A 21,388-nucleotide genomic window follows, 5' to 3' on the forward strand; every position below is an offset into this window, starting at 1 on the left:
TCGCGGTGTATCGACCAAATGAGTTAGCCAAAAACAATCGCATACACCGCCAAACGATCCAGTTTTTTCAGAAGTCCAGGCAGGGCCGCTGCGACGGCCTTCGCCTTTTTGGAGCACCGCATCATGACGCTTGCAGTCCAGTTCACCAACGTTTCCCGGCAGTTCGGCGAGGTGAAGGCCGTTGACCGGGTTTCCATCGACATCCAGGACGGCGAGTTCTTTTCCATGCTCGGCCCCTCCGGTTCGGGCAAGACCACGTGCCTGCGCCTGATCGCCGGGTTCGAACAACCGAGCGCCGGCTCGATCCGCATTCACGGCGCCGAAGCCGCCGGTCTGCCGCCTTATCAACGCGACGTAAACACTGTATTTCAGGATTACGCGCTGTTCCCGCACATGAACGTGCTGGACAACGTCGCCTACGGCCTGAAGGTCAAAGGCGTGAGCAAAACCGAGCGCCACAAGCGCGCCGAAGAAGCGTTGGACATGGTCGCCCTCGGTGGCTACGGCGCCCGCAAACCGGTGCAGTTGTCCGGCGGTCAGCGCCAGCGTGTCGCCCTCGCCCGCGCGCTGGTCAATCGCCCGCGAGTGCTGTTGCTCGACGAGCCGTTGGGCGCTCTCGACCTGAAGCTGCGCGAACAGATGCAGAGCGAGCTGAAGAAGCTGCAACGCCAGCTCGGCATCACCTTCATCTTCGTCACTCACGACCAGACCGAAGCGCTGTCGATGTCCGACCGCGTGGCCGTGTTCAACAAGGGCCGCATCGAGCAGGTCGACACCCCGCGCAATCTGTACATGAAACCCACCACAACGTTCGTCGCCGAATTCGTCGGCACTTCGAACGTGATTCGCGGCGATCTGGCGCGCCAGCTCAGCGGCCATCCGCAGCCGTTTTCGATCCGTCCGGAACACGTGCGTTTCGCCGAAGGCCCGTTGGCCAGTCATGAAATCGAAGTCAGCGGCCTGCTCCACGACATCCAGTATCAAGGCAGCGCCACCCGCTATGAACTGACCCTGGAAAACGGCCAGACCCTGAGCATCAGCCAGGCCAACAATCAGTGGATCGACAGCAGCGCGCAACACCAGACCGGTCAGCGCATCAGCGCACGTTGGGCGCGGGAAGCGATGATTCCGTTGCACGACACCGTTGCGAGCGGGGTGTGACATGACCGCCCTCGCCCTCCCTCAATCGGCGCCGTTGCGCAGGTTTTCCAACCTGCTCTATCGCAAGCCGAACCTGTACCTGTCGATGCTGCTGGTGCCGCCTCTGCTGTGGTTCGGCGCGATCTATCTGGGCTCGCTGCTGGTGCTGTTGTGGCAAGGTTTCTACACCTTCGACGACTTCACCATGGCGGTCACGCCCGACCTGACCCTGGCCAATTTCGCCGCACTGTTTCAGCCGTCGAATTTCGACATCATCCTGCGCACCCTGAGCATGGCTGTCGTGGTGTCGATCGCCAGCGCCATCGTCGCGTTCCCGATTGCCTACTACATGGCGCGCTACACCACCGGGAAGACCAAGGCGTTTTTCTACATCGCGGTGATGATGCCGATGTGGGCCAGTTACATCGTCAAGGCCTACGCCTGGACGCTGCTGCTGGCCAAGGGCGGCGTGGCGCAGTGGTTCGTTCAGCACCTGGGGCTGGAGCCGGTGCTGCAGTTCATTCTGGGGATTCCCGGGGTCGGCGGCAGCACCTTGTCGACCTCGCATCTGGGGCGGTTCATGGTGTTCGTCTACATCTGGCTGCCGTTCATGATCCTGCCGATCCAGGCCTCGCTGGAACGCCTGCCGCCGTCGTTGCTGCAAGCCTCCGCCGACCTCGGGGCCAAACCGCGCCAGACTTTCATGCAGGTGATTCTGCCGCTGTCGGTGCCGGGGATTGCCGCAGGCTCGATCTTCACGTTCTCGCTGACGTTGGGCGACTTCATCGTGCCGCAGCTGGTGGGCCCGCCTGGCTACTTCGTCGGCAGCATGGTTTACGCCCAGCAAGGCGCGATCGGCAACATGCCGATGGCTGCGGCGTTCACGCTGGTGCCGATCGTGCTGATCGCCATTTACCTGTCCATCGTCAAACGACTGGGGGCCTTCGATGCACTCTGAAAAGGCTTCAATAGGCTTGCGCATCGCAGCCTGGGGCGGGTTGGTGTTCCTGCACTTCCCGATCCTGATCATCTTCCTCTACGCCTTCAACACCGAAGACGCGGCGTTCAGCTTTCCGCCGAAAGGCTTCACGCTGCACTGGTTCAGCGTGGCGTTTTCACGGCCGGACGTGCTGGAAGCGATCAAGCTGTCGTTGCAGATCGCGGCCATCGCCACGCTGATCGCGATGGTGCTCGGCACCCTCGCTTCGGCGGCGTTGTACCGCCGGGATTTCTTCGGCAAACAGGGCATTTCGCTGATGCTGATCCTGCCGATCGCATTGCCGGGGATCATCACCGGGATCGCGCTGCTGGCGACCTTCAAGACGCTGGGGATCGAGCCGGGGATGTTCACCATCATCGTCGGCCACGCGACCTTCTGCGTGGTGATCGTCTACAACAACGTCATCGCCCGTTTGCGCCGCACCTCGCACAGCCTGATCGAAGCGTCGATGGACCTCGGCGCCGACGGCTGGCAGACCTTCCGCTACATCATCCTGCCGAACCTCGGCTCGGCGTTGCTCGCCGGCGGCATGCTCGCGTTCGCGTTGTCGTTCGACGAAATCATCGTCACCACCTTCACCGCCGGCCATGAACGCACCTTGCCGCTGTGGTTGCTCAACCAGTTGAGCCGCCCACGGGACGTGCCGGTGACCAACGTCGTGGCGATGCTCGTGATGCTGGTGACCATGCTGCCGATCCTCGGCGCCTACTACCTGACCCGGGGTGGCGAGAGCGTGGCCGGCAGCGGCGGCAAATGATTTCCCTGACCTTTCCCACCCTGAATTTGCAGTAGAAAGAGGACAACAACATGCAAACCAAACTCTTGATCAACGGCCAACTGGTCAACGGCGAAGGCCCGGCGCAACCGGTGCTCAACCCGGCGCGCGGTGACGTGCTGGTGGAAATCAACGAGGCCACCGAAGCCCAGGTCGATGCCGCGGTGCGCGCCGCCGACAGTGCCTTCGCCGAATGGTCGCAGACCACGCCAAAGGACCGTTCGCTGTTGCTGCTCAAACTCGCTGACGCCATCGAAGCCCACGGCGAAGAACTGGCCAAACTGGAGTCGGACAACTGTGGCAAACCCTACAGCGCCGCGTTGAATGACGAGATCCCGGCGATTGCCGACGTGTTCCGTTTCTTCGCCGGCGCCAGCCGTTGCATGAGCGGTTCGGCCGGCGGCGAATACCTGCCCGGCCACACCTCGATGATCCGCCGCGACCCGGTGGGCGTGATCGCCTCCATCGCGCCGTGGAACTACCCGCTGATGATGGTCGCCTGGAAAATCGCCCCGGCCCTCGCCGCCGGTAATACCGTGGTGCTCAAGCCGTCGGAACAAACCCCGCTGACCGCGTTGCGTCTGGCCGAACTGGCGTCGGATATTTTCCCGGCCGGTGTGCTCAATCTAGTGTTCGGTCGTGGGCCGAGCGTGGGTAGCCCGCTGGTGACCCATCCGAAAGTGCGCATGGTGTCGCTGACCGGCTCCATCGCCACCGGTTCGAACATCATTTCCAGCACCGCCGACAGCGTCAAACGCATGCACATGGAACTGGGCGGCAAGGCCCCGGTGATCATCTTCGACGACGCCGACATCGATGCAGCGGTCGAAGGCATTCGTACCTTCGGTTTCTACAACGCCGGCCAGGACTGCACCGCCGCATGCCGGATCTACGCCCAGCAAGGCATCTACGACAAGTTCGTGGAGAAGCTCGGCGCGGCGGTCAGCAGCATCAAGTACGGCTTGCAGGACGATCCATCCACCGAACTGGGGCCGCTGATCACCGCCCAGCATCGCGACCGTGTGGCGGGGTTTGTAGAGCGCGCCGTGGCGCAGCCGCACATTCGCTTGATCACTGGTGGCAAAGCGGTGGACGGCAATGGATTCTTCTTCGAACCAACGGTGCTGGCCGACGCCCAGCAGGACGACGAAATCGTCCGTCGCGAAGTGTTCGGGCCGGTGGTGTCGGTGACCAAGTTCACCGATGAAGCCCAGGCGCTGGAGTGGGCCAACGATTCGGACTACGGCCTGGCGTCCTCGGTGTGGACGGCGGATGTAGGACGTGCGCATCGACTGTCCGCGCGGTTGCAGTACGGCTGCACCTGGGTGAATACGCACTTCATGCTTGTCAGCGAAATGCCTCATGGCGGTCAGAAACTGTCCGGCTACGGCAAGGACATGTCCATGTACGGGCTGGAGGACTACACCACGGTTCGGCATGTGATGTTCAAGCACTAAAGGCATCCTCCGGCTTCAAGGCAGAAACCGGTCATTCGCATCACCAGGCATTCAAAACAATAACTACCGATCCGGGCGGCGCCTTCACGGCACCGCCACGGTTTCGGCCATCCGAAATCTGCCGATTTCACGGAGCAAACACACATGAGTGCATCACCCGATCTCTCAGCTGCCGTTGCCGACAGCGATGCCGAGCAACTGCGCCAGCTGGGCTACACCTCCAACTTCAACCGCAGCATGAGCCTGTGGGAAAACTTCGCGCTGGGTTTCACTTATCTGTCACCGGTCGTAGGGGTTTATACCCTGTTCGGCCTGTGCCTGGCCGCTGGCGGGCCACCGATGTTCTGGGCCTATTTGCTGGTCGGTTGCGGGCAATTGCTGGTGTGCCTGATCTTCGGCGAAGTGGTTTCGCAGTTCCCGATTTCCGGCGGTGTTTACCCGTGGGCGCGGCGTCTGGTGGGCAAGAAATGGGCGTGGATGGTCGGCTGGATCTACTCCATCGCCCTGTGCGTGACCATCGCCGCCGTTGCGGTCGGCGCCGGCCCGTACCTCGCGGCCATGCTGGGTTTTGAGCCGAGCAACAACACCAACATCGTCATCGCTCTGGTGCTGACGCTGTTCGCCACACTGGTGAACCTCAGCGGCACCAAAGTGCTGGCGCGGATCGCCATGTTCGGCTTCCTCTGCGAACTGGTGGGCGCGGTGATCGTTGGCGTGTACCTGCTGATTTTCGAGCGTCACCAACCGATCAGCGTGCTGTTCAACACTTTCGACATCAGCGTCGACGGCTCCTATTTGCCGGCGTTCCTCACCGCGTCGCTGGCGGGGATGTTCCTCTACTACGGCTTCGAGGCCTGCGGCGACGTCGCCGAAGAAACCCCAAACCCGAGCGCAAAAATCCCGGTGGCCATGCGCATGACCATCTACATCGGCGGCATCGCGGCGATGTTCGCCTGCCTGGCGCTGATCCTCGCCGTGCCGGACATGCAAGCGGTGATCAACGGCACCGACAAGGACCCGGTCACCACCATCCTCAACAACGCCTTCGGCCCGGTCGGTTCAAAAGTAGTGATGGGCGTGGTGATGATTTCCTTCATCTCCTGCGTCATCAGCCTGCAAGCGGCGGCGAGTCGTCTGCTGTACTCCTACGCTCGCGATGAAATGGTCATCGGTAGCCGACTGCTGAAAAAGATTTCTCCTACGACCCAGGTGCCGGTTGCTGCACTGTTCGTGTCCGGCGTCCTGCCCGGCCTGATCATCGCCCTCGGCTTCTTCCTGCAAGACGCCGTGGCCACCATCGTCAGCTTCGCCGCCATCGGCATCTACCTCGCGTTCCAGATGATCGTCCTCGCCGCCCTGTACGCCCGCAGCAAAGGCTGGAAACCCAGCGGCAAATTCACCCTCGGTGCCTGGGGCTGGCCGGTGAACATCGGCGCGCTGGTGTACGGCGTCGGCGCCATCATCAACATGGCCTGGCCACGCACGCCGGATGCGGCGTGGTACATCAATTACGCGATGGTGCTGAGCACGGCGATCGTGATTGGGCTGGGGTTGATTTACATGTGGATTGGCAAGCCGTATGACCATGGGAAGGCGCCGGCTGGGGATGCCTGGAAGGTGAGTCGCTGATATGAATAGCCCCGGCATCGTTGTTTGATTCCGGGGCTTGATCGGCATCGTCTCCGCGAAGCAAAACCATCAAATCGTCGGTACGCCATTTGATATCCGCTTTTCCGCGCACTTTGTCGAAACAATCTTCAGGATCTTTCGGACGGCTGTCCTTGATGTGTTTGTTCAATGGTCTGCTCCGGGTCACCGCAGTAATCGGTTTCAGTTGGATAGATATAGGAAATTCACGGGGAGAAGTGGAGCTTTCGTAAGCTCACGGCAAATACAGGAAACTCCTACAGATCCGCCCTTCTTGAAATAGCTGCAATTCCTACAACATCCGTCGGCAGAGTAGACTTGGCGCCGCTAGCGCCTGACCGATAGGCTTTACCCCGTCGCTGCCCAATCAGCGGCCCGGGGTCGAAGCCGGTACATCATCAACATGGCGCAACTGCGTCCTCCATAGAAACCGAGGCTTTTTTGCCTTTCGGATTCGCGTTATGGCGGACCGTGTGGCGCGGGCCTCTCGGCTTCCATGTTGATCGAGAATGTTCCGACTTCGAACGCCGCACGGTTCGCCACCCAAATCTGTCGAAGGATTAGTGGCGGCTCTCATTTCAACATGGAGTAGAAATTGACTATGCACGCGCCAAATTCACCAGAGACCCAGACGCACTTTATCCCTACGGTCTTCACTCGCCACAACCGCTTCCTCCACGCCCTCCTGCTCGATCACCAAGCCTGGTTCTGCGCTCAGGATCTCGGCCGCATGATGGGCCATCCCTTGAACTCACGCGTCACGCTCAAACTCGACCCCGACCAACGCCGCATCGTCCGCCTGCGCAAGTACGGCAAAGTTGTCGAGACACCGATGGTCAGCGAATCCGGCATGTACGCGCTGCTCGTCCATCATTTCATCCCGGAAAACCGCAACCTGCGCCAATGGCTGAGCAATGAGGTGATTCCCATCCTGCGGGAAACCAGCTCAGCGACAGCAGAAAACTGCCCAAGCCTGAGTTCAGTGCATTGGGCCGGCGTCACCGTGCCGCTGCTGCACTGGCAACAACAGGCCTGGGTGAAATGGCGGGACATGCCTGAGTTGATGCAGGCACAGCGTCCACGGTAAGCCCCAAGAATAAAAAAGGGGCGGACTTCACCGTCCGCCCCTTTTATTTTTCACTTCAAAACCGCGAAACACTCCTCATCGCATCCACCAGATACCGCATCGCAATCCGGTCGCTTTCCGACAACTCCCGGTAACGCTCCACCAGTTTCAGTTCGTCAGGACTGAGCCGGCGTCTTCGCCGGACGTTGGTGAGGCAGGGAAAGATGCCCAACATTTCGGTGATGCCTTGTCCTTTTGTCATGGACGATGTCCTTTTCCAGTACGTCAGAAATTTTCGAAAACCGCATCGCCCTGCTCCTTTAAGCAGCGATTTGAGCCCTGCCGGTCGGATGGGTCGTGACCGGCGATGCCCATAGAATAGAAATTAAATCGGCGCTGAAAAGCTGTTTTTAGAGTAATTAGTCGAAAAAAGCAGATATGCCCTATAAATCAGAAAAGGCTGTGGGATAAGTAACCGTAACGTCTTGTTTCATTGAGACGCTGTCGCCGTGCTATCAATGAATTTTGCAAAATCAGCGAACGGATTAAGCTAGCGGGCATCTGTTACTAGTCCGTAGCGTTTGGCCGAAGGCTTGTCCGAACCGTAATTTCTGATCCAGTACGTGCCAGGAACGGCGCGGGATTGTCCACGACAGGTTGTATCTATGCACCGCAGGAATTTGCTCAAAGCGTCCATGGCCATTGCGGCTTACACCGGCCTTTCCGCCTCCGGCCTGCTTGCCGCACGCGCCTGGGCCGCCTCTGGCGGTGCCGCCGACGGTGAAGCCCAGGCCTTCGACTTTGAAACGCTGAAGCGCCAGGCCAAACAACTGGCCGGCAGCGCGTATCAGGACACCAAACAGGTGCTGCCGCCGACCCTGGCGACCATGACCCCGCAGAACTTCAACGCAATCCGCTACGACGGCGAACATTCGCTGTGGAAGGAGAACAAGGGTCAGCTCGATGTGCAGTTCTTCCACGTAGGCATGGGTTTCCGTCAGCCGGTGCGCATGTACAGCGTAGATCCCAAAACCCGCACGGCCCGCGAGGTGCATTTCCGCCCTCAACTGTTCAACTACGAAAACACCTCGGTCGACACCCAGCAGCTCAAGGGCGACCTGGGTTTTGCCGGCTTCAAGCTGTTCAAGGCGCCGGAACTGGATCGGCATGACGTGGTGTCGTTCCTCGGCGCCAGCTACTTCCGCGCAGTGGACGCCACTGGCCAATATGGCCTCTCCGCCCGTGGCCTGGCGGTCGACACCTACGCCAAGAAACGCGAAGAATTCCCTGACTTCACCAAATTCTGGTTCGAAACTCCGGATCAGAACGCGACCCGCTTTGTGGTCTACGCCCTGCTCGACTCGCCGAGCGCGACCGGCGCCTATCGCTTCGACATCGACTGCCAGGCCGAGCGCGTGGTGATGGAAGTCGACGCCCACATCAATGCCCGCACCGCCATCGAACAACTGGGCATCGCGCCGATGACCAGCATGTTCAGCTGCGGCACCCACGAGCGCCGGATGTGCGACACCATCCACCCGCAGATCCATGACTCGGATCGTCTGGCCATGTGGCGCGGCAACGGCGAGTGGATCTGTCGCCCGCTGAACAACCCGGCGACCCTGCAATTCAACGCCTTCGCCGACACCGATCCGAAAGGTTTCGGTCTGGTGCAGACCGATCACGAATTCGCCAACTATCAGGACACCGTCGACTGGTACAGCAAGCGCCCGAGCCTGTGGGTAGAACCTACAACCGCGTGGGGCGAAGGCTCCATCGATCTGCTGGAAATTCCTACAACCGGCGAGACCCTCGACAACATCGTCGCGTTCTGGACACCGAAGAAACCGGTAGCGGCCGGCGATTCGCTGAACTACGGCTACAAGCTCTACTGGAGCGCCCTGCCGCCGGTCGGCACACCGCTGGCGCGGGTGCATGCAACTCGTTCGGGCATGGGTGGATTCGTCGAAGGCTGGGCACCGGGCGAGCATTACCCGCCGGTCTGGGCCCGTCGTTTCGCCGTGGACTTCACCGGTGGCGGTCTGGATCGCCTGCCGCAGGGCACCGGGATCGAACCGGTGGTGACTTGCTCCAACGGTAAGGTGCAGGACTTCAGCGTGCTGGTGCTGGATGACATCAAGGGCTACCGGATCCTGTTCGACTGGTACCCGACCAATGACAGCGTTGAGCCGGTTGAACTGCGGCTGTTCATCCGCACCAACGACCGCACGCTGAGCGAGACCTGGTTGTATCAGTACTTCCCGCCGGCGCCGGACAAGCGCAAATACCCTTGATGCGTTGAGCCGTCAGGCCAACGGGCAGTACAAGTGGATATCGTGGGGTTCCAGATCAAACAGCTCGGGGTCCGGTTGCGTCAGCAACCGGCAACCCTGGCGCTGATAGAACTCCACGGTATTGCGCGACTCGGTCGCCGAGACGTACAACGCCTCAGCGCCGACCTCTCGGCCATGCTCGCAAGCCAGTGCAAACAATCGCCCGCCCAATCCCTGCCCGCGCCAGGCACGGCTGATGTGCAAAAACTTCAATTGCCGCATCTTCAGTCCCTGATTGTGAATAACCCGGTTATCCACAACCACTGCCGCCACCAGTGTTTCGCCATCGAAAAGCCCGTGTAGCCACCCGCCGCTGCGCCAGCACTTTTCCAGTACCCGCGCATTCTCCTCCGCCTCCCCTTCGGGCCAGCCGCGCATGTCGAAACGCGCCGGATACAGAATCAACTCACCGTTTTCCACGCGATAGCATTCCTCGACCAACTCACTTCGGTCGATCTGCGCCAGCAGCAGCAAGTCCGATTCAGTCAGCTCTCGTTCGATCAACATTGCGGTTCATTCCTTTGCAATCCCGGACGGCGGAAAAGAAAAACCCGCCGGTTCAATGGCGGGTTTTATAGGCTTTGCGACCAGTCGGAATCAATCCCGCAGATCAGACTCGTGAATCGGCTGATCCCGATGAGTCGCACGTTGATACTGCGCCGGCCACACTGCTTTGCGCCCGCCCAGATCATCGTCGGCATGCAACGGCCAGTAAGGATCACGCAGCAGTTCACGGGCGAGGAAGATGATGTCGGCCTGACAGGTCCGGAGGATGTGCTCGGCCTGGGCCGGCTCGGTAATCATGCCCACGGTGCCGGTGGCGATGCCTGACTCCTTGCGCACGCGTTCGGCGAAGCGCGTCTGATAACCCGGCCCCACGGGGATTTCAGCGTTGACTGCTGTGCCACCCGATGACACATCGATCAGATCAGCCCCCAAGGCTTTCAGGCGTCGCGCCAGCTCCACGGTTTCATCGGGGTTCCAGCCATCTTCGACCCAATCGGTGGCCGACAGGCGCACAAATACCGGCAGTTCTTCGGGCCAGACGGCGCGCACCGCCTTGGTCACTTGCAGCACCAGACGAATGCGGTTTTCGAATGAACCGCCGTATTGATCGCGGCGCTGATTACTCAGCGGCGACAGAAACTGGTGCAACAGATAACCGTGCGCCGCATGCACCTCGACCACACTGAAACCGGCGGTCAGAGCACGTTTGGCTGCGGCCACGAAGTCCTGGATGACTTGGGCGATCTGCCCCTCATCAAGTTGTTTCGGTTGGGTATGTTGCGGGTCAAAGGCAATCGGCGAAGGCCCGACCGGCGTCCAGCCGCCGTCATCCGGTTTGACGCTGCCATGCTTGCCGATCCACGGCCGATGGGTGCTGGCCTTGCGCCCGGCGTGGGCCAGTTGAATGCCGGCCACTGCGCCCTGCGCATTGATGAAACGGGTGATGCGTTGCAGCGGTGCGATCTGTTCGTCGTTCCACAGGCCCAGGTCTTCGGCGGTGATCCGCCCGTCGGCCGTGATCGCCGTGGCTTCGGTAAATACCAGGCCAGCGCCCCCCACGGCACGGCTGCCGAGGTGCACCAGATGCCAGTCGTTGGCCAGGCCATCGACGCTGGAGTACTGGCACATGGGCGACACGGCGATGCGGTTGGACAGGGTCAGTTGGCGAAGGGTAAAGGGTTCAAGCAGCAGACTCATGGGGCACCTCTCAAATCAGTGGGCAGGCTCCAGGGTTCTGTTTGAAAAGTCGACGAGTGACAGGAAAAAGGTGCAGCACCCGCCCCCGCGGGCAAAAAATTCGACAAGACGTCACAAGGCCAATCAAGCAGTGCTTAGAGCCTAGTCGACATCCGGGGATGAGGGAGGGTTCAGAAATGAAACAGCACAATTGAAGATGCCTGCGCCCCTTCAGCAAGGGGCGCAACGACCTTTAGCGCGGTTCGATGTGGGCGATCATCAGTTGCACGGTTTCATTGCCGCGAAACTCGTTGAGATCGAGTTTGTAGGCCAGTTCGACCCATTTGATCGTCGGATTCGGCCAGATATCACGATCGATGCCGAAGGCGATGCCGTCGAGCTTCACCGAACCACATTCGGTTTTCAGCACCACTTTGAGGTGCCGCTCGCCAACCACTCGCTGCTCGACCAACTGGAATACACCGTGAAACAGCGGCTCCGGAAAATGCTGGCCCCATGGCCCGGCGTGACGCAGGGCGCGGGCCAGTTCCAGATGAAATTCCTCGACTGCCAGCGTGCCGTCCGACAGCAGGCGCCCGGTCAGATCCTCTTCGCGAAGCTGCCTACGCACCTCGGCGTCAAAGGCCTCGGCAAACAACGGAAAATTCTCCTGCGGCAAGGTCAGACCGGCCGCCATCGCGTGGCCGCCGTACTTGCTGATCAGATCCGGATGCTGCGCCGCGACCACGCTCAACGCATCACGGATATGGAAACCCTGTACCGAACGCCCCGAGCCCTTTAGCAAACCGTCGCCAGCATCGGCGAAGGCGATGGTCGGGCGGAAATACCGCTCCTTCATCCGCGACGCCAGAATACCGATGACACCCTGATGCCATTCCGGATCGAACAGGCAAAGACCGAACGGCATCGACTCGACCGGCAAGTCCTTGAGCTGGGCCAGTGCTTCACGCTGCATGCCCTGCTCGATGGATTTGCGATCCTGGTTCATGCCGTCCAGTTGCGCCGCCATTTCCCGGGCCAGCTCTGCATTCTGGGTCAGCAGGCACTCGATCCCGAGGCTCATGTCATCCAGCCGCCCCGCCGCGTTCAGACGCGGGCCGACGATGAAACCGAGGTCGGTAGACGTGATGCGCGAGGCTTCACGCTTGGCCACTTCAAGGATCGCCTTGATCCCCGGCCGCGCACGTCCGGCGCGAATTCGCTCCAGACCCTGGTGCACCAGAATCCGGTTGTTGGCATCCAGCGGCACCACGTCGGCAACGCTGCCCAGCGCCACCAGATCCAGCAGCTCGCCGATGTTCGGTTGTGGTTTGTTCTCGTACCAGCCGAGGCTGCGCAGGCGCGCGCGCAGGGCCATCAACACGTAGAAAATCACCCCGACTCCGGCCAGCGCCTTGCTCGGGAACTCGCAGCCGGGCTGGTTCGGATTGACCAGCGCATCGGCTTGCGGCAGTTCATCGCCGGGCAAGTGGTGGTCGGTGATCAAAACCTTCAGGCCATGACGCTTCGCAGCCGCCACACCTTCAACGCTGGAGATACCGTTGTCGACGGTGATCAACAGTTGCGGCTCGCGGGTCATCGCGACTTCAACGATTTCCGGGGTCAGGCCGTAGCCGTATTCGAAGCGGTTCGGCACCAGATAATCGACGTGCGCCGCGCCCAACAGGCGCAAACCGAGCACGCCGACGGTGCTGGCCGTCGCGCCGTCGGCGTCGAAGTCGCCGACAATGAGGATCCGCTGACGCTGCTCCAGCGCCGTCACCAGCAAGTCCACCGCCGCATCGATCCCTTTGAGCTGCTGGAACGGAATCAGCCGCGCCAGGCTCTTGTCCAGCTCCGCCTCGGACTGCACGCCCCGCGCCGCGTACAGGCGGGTCAGCAGGGGTGGCAGTTCACCGAGAAACGGCAGAGTGGCGGGCAACGGGCGAGGATCGATACGCATGGGGTGACAGAAGCTTCTCTTGAATACGTGGGATTTATCGTGGATAGCGCGGACTTAGCCGCGCTCGCCTTGCAGCCAGCTGAGCTGGACTTCGTGCTGACCACGGTCGTCGGTGACGAAGATCGTGCCTTCGCTGATCATCACGTCCCACTTGATGACGCGGGGCATGTCTTGGGCCAGGGTTTCCAGCACTTCCTGAGGAACAGCGGCAATGTTGACGTTCTTCAGGTTCTTGATCGCCGGGATCACCTTGCCTTCCCAGACGCGCAGGCTGCCGTAGGCAAGCAGGCTGGTGCGCTCGGTGCGACGGGAGCACCAGGTCAGGCGATCCGCGTCTGGCTGGCCGACTTCGATCCAGTGCAGGACGCGATCGTCCAGGCTCTTTTCCCACAGCGCAGGTTCGTCCACGTCCGACAGACCACGACCGAACGACAGTTGCTCGTTGTACCAGAGCGCGTAGGCCAACAGGCGTACGGTCATGCGTTCTTCGGTTTCCGAAGGGTGACGGGCGATGGTCTGCTTCACGTTCTCGTAGACGCTGCGGTCGAGATCGGTGAGGTTCAGTTCGAATTTGTAGGTAGTGGACGGCTGGGCCATGAACGGGCTTCTTGATACGAGGAAAGTCGGCAAGTCTAACCGATGCTGTAGGCAATCCACGAATTGATGGCGATCAACCTTGCGCGACTGACAGCCGGCTATGTTAAAACGCTGTATCTGCTCAGCCTTGTCCTACAGGATCTCGCATGCCGTTCGCCAACAAACCGCTCAGCGGTCTGAAAGTCATTGAATTGGGTACTTTGATTGCCGGGCCGTTTGCTTCGCGCATCTGCGGCGAATTCGGCGCCGAAGTGATCAAGATCGAGTCGCCGGACGGCGGTGATCCGTTGCGCAAATGGCGCAAGTTGTACGAAGGCACATCGCTGTGGTGGTTCGTCCAGGCGCGCAACAAAAAGTCCCTGACGCTGAACCTGAAACACCCCGATGGCCTGGCGATCCTGAAAAAACTGCTGGGTGAAGCCGACATCCTGATCGAGAACTTCCGCCCGGGCGTGCTGGAAAAACTCGGCCTGAGCTGGGAAACCCTGCACGCGTTGAACCCGAAACTGGTGATGGTGCGTTTGTCCGGTTTCGGCCAGACCGGGCCGATGAAGGATCAACCAGGTTTCGGTGCGGTCGGCGAATCCATGGGCGGCCTGCGCTACATCACCGGTTTCGAAGACCGCCCGCCAGTGCGTACCGGGATTTCCATTGGTGATTCGATTGCGGCTTTGTGGGGCGTGATCGGCGCGTTGATGGCTTTGCGTCATCGCGAGGTCAACGGCGGTCTCGGCCAGGTGGTCGATGTGGCGCTGTACGAAGCGATCTTCGCCATGATGGAAAGCATGGTGCCGGAGTTCGATGTGTTCGGCTTCATTCGTGAGCGCACCGGCAACATCATGCCGGGCATCACGCCTTCATCGATCCACACCAGCGCCGACGGCAAACACGTGCAGATCGGCGCCAATGGCGATGCGATCTTCAAGCGTTTCATGCTGATCATCGGCCGTGAAGATCTGGCCAATGACCCGGCGCTGGCCAGCAATGACGGGCGCGACACTCGCCGCGACGAGCTGTACGGCGTGATCGACCGCTGGGTCAATTCGCTGCCGCTGCAAACGGTGCTGGACCTGCTGAATCAGGCCGAAGTGCCCGCCAGCCGGATCTTCAGCGCCGAAGACATGTTCAACGATCCGCAGTACCTGGCCCGGGAAATGTTCCTGCACGCCAAACTGCCGGACGGCAAACCCTTCAAGATGCCGGGCATCGTGCCGAAACTCTCTGAGACACCCGGCACGTCCGAATGGGTCGGACCGCAGCTCGGTGAACACAATGCGCAGGTACTCCACGATCTTGGCTACGACGAGAAGCAGATCGCCCGGCTGCGCGAAGACGGAGCCATCTGAGCTGAAGCGCCTGATGCCCTCGGCCTCGAACCGCGCCCACCATTGGTGGACATGGCGGTTGTTCGGCCTGCTGTTCCTGCTGGTGCTGCCGGCGTGGGCGCAGGCCAAACCGACGTTGATCTGGCTGCTGCGCGACCTGCCGCCGCTGACGATCTTCGAAGGCCCGAAAAAGGGCCAGGGCGTTATCGATCAATTGATGCCGATGCTGATTGCCGGCATGCCGCAATACGAACACACCTTGATGCGGGTCAATCGCGCCCGTGGCATTCAAATGCTCCATGAACATCCCTTCGCCTGCGACCCGTCGCTGATCTGGAACAAGGAACGGGCACAGTGGATCGCGTTCTCCATTCCCGCGTTTCGCGCGGTCAGCAATGGTCTGGTGGTGCGTCAGAGAGACCGCGAAGTGCTGGAGCCGTTTCTGGTCGAGGGTGAAGTCGATCTGTCGGCGTTTCTGGCCAACGGCGAGCGAAAAGTCGGAGTGGTCGCGGAGCGCAGTTATGGCGAGTACATCGATACATTGCTGCATCAGGCACCCAGCGGCGCGCTGACGCCGCACTACGGCAACGATGCGCTCAGCAGCCTGCTGTCGATGCAGCGTCTGGGGCGTTTGCAGGTGGTGCTGGGTTACTGGCCGGAAATCCGTTATCAGGCGCGACAGGCCGAGATCGACGAGGACGAACTGCTGTTCTTCCCGATTCGCGGCACGGGCAAGTACCTGTCGGGCCATGTCGGCTGCACCGACACCACGGCGGGCCGGCAGGCAATCACGGAGATCAATCAGCTGTTGCGCACCCTGCCCCACGAACACCTCAACCAGCTCTATGCCGACTGGCTCGACCCCGAGCGGCGCCAGGATTATCTGGAACAGGCGCGAACTTTCTTCCAGCAACAAGCCGCGCAGTGAAATCCGGACAAAAAGAAACCCCGAGAAGTGGGGAGACGACTCGGGGTTAAACGTGGTCTGTATCAAAGACCCGTAGCAGCAAGCGACAAGCACCGGAGCACAATGCTTGATCCTGCTGTTACGGGGTCTGACTGACCTGGGTGCAGGAAGGTTCCCACAAATGAAAAATCAGTTTCAGAGGGTCGGGTGCGTGTCGAGGGCTGCGTTTCGCAACGCCGCGATCACACAGGGTTCCAGCCGACCTTCGGCAATCAGGATGTCACGGTGCAGGCCGTCGACCACATCCGTCAGCTGGCGCTTGTCGCTCAATTGCGCCTGATTGAATTCGCGCTCCACCACGATCGCGCCGCTGCCGTTCTTCAAGGTCACCAGGCATTCGCCGTGGCGACCGCGAGGGGTCAACGTTACCTGATACGGGCTCAGAGCCTCACCGAGCAATAGACTGATACTTTCCATCTCGATCTCCACTCAATAGTCCGAAAACACAGTGTCTGGGGCGTGTTCACAGTAAATGACCACCGGCCCGAGAGGAAAGTTCTGCCTGCTGCCGGCCTCTCCCGGAGCGTCACCGGCCTATCGAAGCATGCATGGCGAAGATGACAGAAAAATAACCATGAGGTTCAAGCGTCGACGGAATGCCGGGGGATCGTCATGTAGGTGTCCAGCAGCGCCCTCATCAATACCGCCGAGACCGGCGTGTGCAGACGGCCCAGCAAGGTGATCCGGTGCTCGCCCAGCAAGGTTTCCAGTTCTTCCAGCAGGCTCGGTGCCACGGCCCCCAGCAGAATCATCGCCCGCGCGCCCTGCCGGTCTGCCAGATGGCGGATCAGCGCCAACCCGTCACCGCTCTGCAATTGCGGATTGCACAGGGTGATGTCGACGGCTCCACGGCGCTCCAGTGAACGTTTGGCCGAACCCAGCGACGGCGCGGTCAGCACATCGTAGATACCGATGGCGTTGAGCATCTGGTGCAACGCCATCAACTGGAACGGGTTGGGTTCGAGAATCAGGATCTTGAGCGAGCGCATGGGACGACCTCTGGAACGACAATCGCGGATTCACGCCGCAGTGGCTTGTCACTCTAGGGTGTTCGTCCTAAGCCTCCCATCAGAAAAGTAGCCGCGTTTTATAGGACTTTTCCCATCTTTAATGCGGACATTGACACCCGCTCTCCTTCCGCCGCTCAGTGATGTCCGTCCAGCCGCCGAGCAGGCCGCGCAGTTTTCCATCGACACTGTAAAACGGCACCGTCCATTGATAGATCTGACGGGGGCCGCCTTTGAACATCAATTGCCGTTTGCTGAAGCGTGTTTTACGCGTGCCCAGCTGCGCCATGAATTCGTCATGCAGCATCAATGCAGTGGCCTGTGGAAGTGCATCGATTTCGAACAGCATCCGACCCTGTACCTGCCCCAGCCGGACCGACAGCGCATCTTCATAGCTACGGTTGCACATGATCAACCGCCCCTGCAGATCGCGCACGAATACCGGGTCGGGCATCGCATCGATCAGTGCGTGTTGAAAGGCCAGCTGATCACCCAGATCCTTTTCGGCCGCGCGCCGCTGTTTTACTTCGGCCGCCAATCGACGATTCCACAACAAGGGCAACAATCCGAACACGCCAAGCGCGCCCATCGCCCAGCAACCCCACTTGATCAGGAGCGAGCCGAACGAGGGTACTGGCGCGGGAGAAATGCCATTCAGCCATTTCAGGCGCATGGCTCGCAGTTCTGCCGCCGAGAAAGCGCCCAAGGCCTTGTTGAGGATGCTCACAAGCTCGGGCAACCCTTTGCGGACGGCCAGATGATCGGCCTCCCACTTGCCCTCCACGAGACCACCGACCTTGAGCAGGCCGGAGGGAAACAACTGAGCCCCGATCTCGTTTTCGATGGTGGCGTAGGCCTCCCCACTTTCGACCAGCGCCCGAGCTTCGGCATAGGTCTTGACCGAACGGATCTGGATCGACGGGTAGTCACGTCGAATGCTGTCCTCCAGCGCATGCCTGGCCGGCAGGACCAGCACTCGTTTGGCCAACGTAGCGAACGATTGTATCGCCGGTTCGCCCGAGTGGCCGACAAACACCCACCCGGCACCGCCGAACGCGTGACTGAAGTCCAGAAACGCCTTGCGCTCGTCGTTCATCGCCAGAGTTGTGCTGATATCGGCCACACCACTCTGGAGCCGTTCCAGCATGTGGTCGGTGGAAAACGACTCCTGATGGACGAACTGCAATCCGGTCAGGGCGCTGATGTGCTTGAGCACATCGTTGTTCAAGCCGCTCCACTGGCCATGTTCATCCTGAAACAGATACAACGGGTACTGCACCGAAGCAACCGTCACCCGGGGGTTATCCACAATCCACTGACGCTCATGCTCATCCAGCTCGATAGGTTGAACAATCTCCACCGTATCGGAATGCTTCGCCAGATGGGCAGCTTCGGTCCACTGCGCCAACCCGAAGCACACCAATAAAAACCACCAGCACAGGGCTGGTTTCAATCCTGAAAAAAACCGCATTGCCACATCCTTCGTCATCGACTCGCCCGTCCTTGGTGGGCGAAACGCGCGCAGTGTGGCATGCAAAAACAAGAAAGCCCGTCAGGAGACGGGCTTCAAAATGTGACAGCTTTGCGGGCTTAAAGAGGCTTGCCGCGGTTGCCATGCTGGCTGACAAAGGCCTGTACGGCTTTGAGCTCGTTCGCCAGCACAGTGCAGCGCTCTTCTCTCTCAAACAAATCAGAAAGATGTGCAGGTAGTTCGAGAGCTTTTCCTACACCGGCTTTCTCCACCGCGTCCGGGAACTTGACGGGATGCGCCGTGCCCAGAATCACCATCGGGATGTCCAGGCTGCGGCGGCATTCGCGAGCGGCTTTCACGCCGATGGCGGTGTGCGGATCCAGCACTTCACCGGTCTGTTCGTAGACTTCGGCGATGGTTTCGCAGGTTTGCGCATCGTCCACGGCTAGCGAGTCGAACAGTTTGCGTGCCTCGGTCCAGCGTTCCTGTTCGACGCTGAAACCGCCGCCCTGCTTGAACGAATCCATCAGGCCGGCAATCGCCGCGCCATTGCGACCGTGCAGGTCGAACAGCAGGCGTTCGAAGTTCGACGAGACCATGATGTCCATCGACGGCGACAACGTGGCGTGCAGGGTTTCCTTGACGTACTGGTTGCCGCTCATGAAGCGGTGCAGGATGTCGTTGCGGTTGGTGGCGACGATCAACTGGTTGATCGGCAGACCCATGTTGCGCGCCAGGTAACCGGCGAAGATGTCGCCGAAGTTGCCGGTCGGCACCGAGAACGACACCGAGCGCGCCGGGCCGCCCAGTTGCAGGGCTGCGTGGAAGTAGTAAACGATCTGGGCCATGATCCGCGCCCAGTTGATCGAGTTCACTGCCACCAGACGGGTGCCTTTGAGGAAGCTCTGGTCGGCGAAGCTGGCCTTGACCATTTCCTGGCAGTCATCGAAGTTGCCTTCGATGGCGATGTTGTGGATGTTCTCACCGAGGATGGTGGTCATCTGCCGACGCTGCACTTCAGACACGCGGTTGTGCGGGTGCAGGATGAAGATGTCGACGTTTTCGCAGTGCTTGCAGCCCTCGATGGCGGCCGAGCCGGTGTCACCGGAGGTGGCGCCGACGATGACCACGCGCTCACCGCGCTTTTCCAGCACGTAGTCGAGCAAACGACCGAGCAGTTGCAGGGCGAAGTCCTTGAACGCCAGGGTCGGGCCGTGGAACAGCTCCAGCACCCACTCGTTGCCGTTCAGCTGACGCAGCGGCGCAACGGCGTTGTGGGCGAACACACCGTAGGTTTCTTCAAGAATCTTTTTGAAATCGGCATCCGGAATGCTGCCGGTGACGAACGGGCGCATGACGCGGAAGGCCAGCTCGTGGTACGGCAGGCCGGCCCAGGAAGCGATTTCTTCCTGGGTGAAACGTGGCAGGTTTTCCGGGACGTACAGACCGCCGTCGGTGGCGAGACCGGCCAGCAGGACGTCTTCGAAATTCAGGGCCGGTGCCTGGCCGCGGGTACTGATGTAACGCATGACTGACTCCAATGGACAGTGTTCACGACACCGGCCCCGCTGGCGGGACCGGTGAAGGAGATCGGCTTAGTTCAAGTGCTCGACGCGGATCCGCACAACCGGACCGACCACGCCCGCCAGCGCTTCGAGGGCAGCGATCGCATCGTTGATGTGCTGCTCCAGCACGCGGTGGGTCAGCAGGATCATCGGCACCAGGCCGTCGTGTTCCTCGACTTCCTTCTGCATGATCGACTCGATGTTGATGCCGCGCTCCGAGAGGATGCTCGCCACCTGAGCGAGTACGCCCGGATGGTCCTTGGCCTGGATGCGCAGGTAATAGGCGCTTTCGCAGGCTTCGATCGGCAGGATCGGATGGGCCGACAGCGAGTCCGGCTGGAAGGCCAGGTGCGGCACGCGGTTTTCCGGGTCGGAGGTCATGGCGCGAACCACGTCCACCAGATCCGCGATCACCGACGAAGCGGTCGGCTCCATGCCGGCGCCGGCGCCGTAGAACAGGGTCGAACCGGCAGCGTCACCGTTGACCATCACCGCGTTCATCACGCCGTTGACGTTGGCGATCAGACGATCGGCCGGGATCAGCGTCGGGTGTACGCGCAGCTCGATACCGGCGGCGGTGCTGCGTGCAACGCCCAGGTGCTTGATGCGGTAGCCCAGCGCTTCGGCGTAGTTCACGTCGGCGGTGGTCAGCTTGGTGATGCCTTCGGTGTAAGCCTTGTCGAACTGCAGCGGAATACCGAACGCGATCGATGCCAGGATCGTCAGCTTGTGCGCGGCGTCGATGCCTTCGACGTCGAAGGTCGGATCGGCTTCGGCGTAGCCCAGCGCTTGCGCCTCGGCCAGCACGTCTTCGAAGGTGCGACCCTTCTCACGCATTTCGGTGAGGATGAAGTTGCCGGTGCCGTTGATGATCCCGGCGACCCAGTTGATACGGTTGGCGGACAGTCCTTCACGGATCGCCTTGATCACCGGAATGCCGCCGGCGACCGCCGCTTCGAATGCCACGATCACGCCTTTCTCGCGTGCCTTGGCAAAAATTTCATTACCGTGAACGGCAATCAGAGCCTTGTTCGCGGTGACCACATGCTTGCCATTCTCGATGGCCTTGAGTACCAGCTCGCGGGCAACGGTGTAGCCGCCCATCAGCTCTATGACGATGTCGATCTCAGGGTTCGTGGCCACTTCGAAGACATCGTTGGTAATCGCAATACCGGTCGTCTGGAACTGAGGCTTTGGCGTGCGCATGGCAATTTGTGCCACTTCGATTCCACGCCCGGCACGACGAGCAATTTCCTCGGCGTTGCGCTGAAGTACGTTGAAGGTTCCGCCACCGACGGTCCCTAACCCACAGATGCCTACTTTGACCGGTTTCACTGTGAACTCCCCATAAAACGGCCGACACGAGGCCGGCCGTGAAAACAACCGCAGGTT

At 60.6% G+C, this 21,388-nt stretch carries 19 protein-coding genes; 9 read left to right on the plus strand and 10 right to left on the minus strand.

Annotation, left to right across the window (positions count from 1 at the left end; translation table 11 throughout):
• The first annotated feature begins 123 nt into the window (after nucleotides 1–123).
• From AC1RT4_RS13295 to AC1RT4_RS13320, 6 genes are all read left to right on the plus strand, one after another.
• Nucleotides 124–1,161 carry an ABC transporter ATP-binding protein gene (locus tag AC1RT4_RS13295; protein WP_085609161.1) on the plus strand — a complete coding sequence of 346 codons (1,038 nt, stop codon included), beginning with the start codon at nucleotides 124–126 and terminating at the stop codon, nucleotides 1,159–1,161.
• Between the two features lies 1 nt (nucleotide 1,162).
• Nucleotides 1,163–2,098 carry an ABC transporter permease gene (locus AC1RT4_RS13300; protein ID WP_007954664.1) on the plus strand — a complete coding sequence of 312 codons (936 nt, stop codon included), beginning with the start codon at nucleotides 1,163–1,165 and terminating at the stop codon, nucleotides 2,096–2,098.
• The gene (locus AC1RT4_RS13305; RefSeq protein WP_007954663.1) at nucleotides 2,088–2,897 is read left to right on the plus strand and encodes an ABC transporter permease; all 810 of its coding nucleotides are present in this window, start codon (nucleotides 2,088–2,090) and stop codon (nucleotides 2,895–2,897) included. The genes AC1RT4_RS13300 and AC1RT4_RS13305 overlap by 11 nt, the downstream gene beginning before the upstream one ends.
• 50 nt (nucleotides 2,898–2,947) lie before the next feature.
• Complete coding sequence (locus AC1RT4_RS13310) at nucleotides 2,948–4,372, plus strand: gamma-aminobutyraldehyde dehydrogenase (protein ID WP_169429016.1); 1,425 nt, start codon at nucleotides 2,948–2,950, stop codon at nucleotides 4,370–4,372.
• A 144-nt stretch (nucleotides 4,373–4,516) separates the two neighbouring features.
• Nucleotides 4,517–6,001 carry an APC family permease gene (locus AC1RT4_RS13315; protein WP_493085609.1) on the plus strand — a complete coding sequence of 495 codons (1,485 nt, stop codon included), beginning with the start codon at nucleotides 4,517–4,519 and terminating at the stop codon, nucleotides 5,999–6,001.
• Nucleotides 6,002–6,620: 619 nt separating this feature from the next.
• Nucleotides 6,621–7,106, plus strand: a complete 486-nt coding sequence (locus tag AC1RT4_RS13320) for a BRO-N domain-containing protein (protein ID WP_493085611.1) — start codon at nucleotides 6,621–6,623, stop codon at nucleotides 7,104–7,106.
• A 55-nt stretch (nucleotides 7,107–7,161) separates the two neighbouring features.
• Here the strand turns inward: AC1RT4_RS13320 and AC1RT4_RS13325 are convergent, their stop codons facing one another.
• Nucleotides 7,162–7,347 (minus strand): hypothetical protein, encoded by a 186-nt coding sequence (locus tag AC1RT4_RS13325; protein ID WP_007954656.1) that lies wholly within the window; start codon nucleotides 7,345–7,347, stop codon nucleotides 7,162–7,164.
• Between the two features lie 403 nt (nucleotides 7,348–7,750).
• Here AC1RT4_RS13325 and AC1RT4_RS13330 point away from each other — a divergent pair, with 403 nt between their 5' ends.
• On the plus strand, nucleotides 7,751–9,379 hold the full coding sequence (locus tag AC1RT4_RS13330; RefSeq protein WP_007954654.1) for a glucan biosynthesis protein D: 1,629 nt from the start codon (nucleotides 7,751–7,753) through the stop codon (nucleotides 9,377–9,379).
• A 12-nt stretch (nucleotides 9,380–9,391) separates the two neighbouring features.
• Here the strand turns inward: AC1RT4_RS13330 and AC1RT4_RS13335 are convergent, their stop codons facing one another.
• The 4 genes from AC1RT4_RS13335 to AC1RT4_RS13350 form a co-directional block, all read right to left on the minus strand.
• The gene (locus AC1RT4_RS13335) at nucleotides 9,392–9,925 is read right to left on the minus strand and encodes a GNAT family N-acetyltransferase (protein WP_493085614.1); all 534 of its coding nucleotides are present in this window, start codon (nucleotides 9,923–9,925) and stop codon (nucleotides 9,392–9,394) included.
• A 90-nt stretch (nucleotides 9,926–10,015) separates the two neighbouring features.
• Complete coding sequence (locus tag AC1RT4_RS13340; protein WP_493085616.1) at nucleotides 10,016–11,122, minus strand: NADH:flavin oxidoreductase/NADH oxidase; 1,107 nt, start codon at nucleotides 11,120–11,122, stop codon at nucleotides 10,016–10,018.
• Between the two features lie 232 nt (nucleotides 11,123–11,354).
• A complete protein-coding gene (gene recJ, locus AC1RT4_RS13345) occupies nucleotides 11,355–13,064 on the minus strand; it encodes a single-stranded-DNA-specific exonuclease RecJ (RefSeq protein WP_493085618.1) in 1,710 nt (569 codons plus the stop codon).
• A 54-nt stretch (nucleotides 13,065–13,118) separates the two neighbouring features.
• On the minus strand, nucleotides 13,119–13,661 hold the full coding sequence (locus AC1RT4_RS13350) for a YaeQ family protein (protein WP_493085620.1): 543 nt from the start codon (nucleotides 13,659–13,661) through the stop codon (nucleotides 13,119–13,121).
• A gap of 146 nt (nucleotides 13,662–13,807) precedes the next feature.
• Here AC1RT4_RS13350 and AC1RT4_RS13355 point away from each other — a divergent pair, with 146 nt between their 5' ends.
• Nucleotides 13,808–15,007, plus strand: coding sequence for a CaiB/BaiF CoA transferase family protein (locus tag AC1RT4_RS13355; RefSeq protein WP_085688875.1), 1,200 nt, complete (start codon nucleotides 13,808–13,810; stop codon nucleotides 15,005–15,007).
• Between the two features lie 13 nt (nucleotides 15,008–15,020).
• On the plus strand, nucleotides 15,021–15,914 hold the full coding sequence (locus tag AC1RT4_RS13360) for a TIGR02285 family protein (protein ID WP_493085622.1): 894 nt from the start codon (nucleotides 15,021–15,023) through the stop codon (nucleotides 15,912–15,914).
• A gap of 174 nt (nucleotides 15,915–16,088) precedes the next feature.
• Here the strand turns inward: AC1RT4_RS13360 and AC1RT4_RS13365 are convergent, their stop codons facing one another.
• The 5 genes from AC1RT4_RS13365 to AC1RT4_RS13385 form a co-directional block, all read right to left on the minus strand.
• Nucleotides 16,089–16,370 carry a DUF3509 domain-containing protein gene (locus AC1RT4_RS13365; RefSeq protein ID WP_493085624.1) on the minus strand — a complete coding sequence of 94 codons (282 nt, stop codon included), beginning with the start codon at nucleotides 16,368–16,370 and terminating at the stop codon, nucleotides 16,089–16,091.
• Between the two features lie 164 nt (nucleotides 16,371–16,534).
• Nucleotides 16,535–16,942 carry a response regulator gene (locus tag AC1RT4_RS13370; RefSeq protein WP_493085626.1) on the minus strand — a complete coding sequence of 136 codons (408 nt, stop codon included), beginning with the start codon at nucleotides 16,940–16,942 and terminating at the stop codon, nucleotides 16,535–16,537.
• A gap of 118 nt (nucleotides 16,943–17,060) precedes the next feature.
• Nucleotides 17,061–18,431 carry a transporter substrate-binding domain-containing protein gene (locus AC1RT4_RS13375; RefSeq protein ID WP_493085698.1) on the minus strand — a complete coding sequence of 457 codons (1,371 nt, stop codon included), beginning with the start codon at nucleotides 18,429–18,431 and terminating at the stop codon, nucleotides 17,061–17,063.
• A gap of 119 nt (nucleotides 18,432–18,550) precedes the next feature.
• Nucleotides 18,551–19,960, minus strand: coding sequence for a threonine synthase (thrC, locus tag AC1RT4_RS13380; protein ID WP_007954636.1), 1,410 nt, complete (start codon nucleotides 19,958–19,960; stop codon nucleotides 18,551–18,553).
• 66 nt (nucleotides 19,961–20,026) lie between these two features.
• Nucleotides 20,027–21,331 (minus strand): homoserine dehydrogenase, encoded by a 1,305-nt coding sequence (locus AC1RT4_RS13385; RefSeq protein ID WP_018926703.1) that lies wholly within the window; start codon nucleotides 21,329–21,331, stop codon nucleotides 20,027–20,029.
• Nucleotides 21,332–21,388: the final 57 nt, after the last annotated feature.

The organism is Pseudomonas sp. GW821-FHT11D10 (assembly GCF_058808435.1).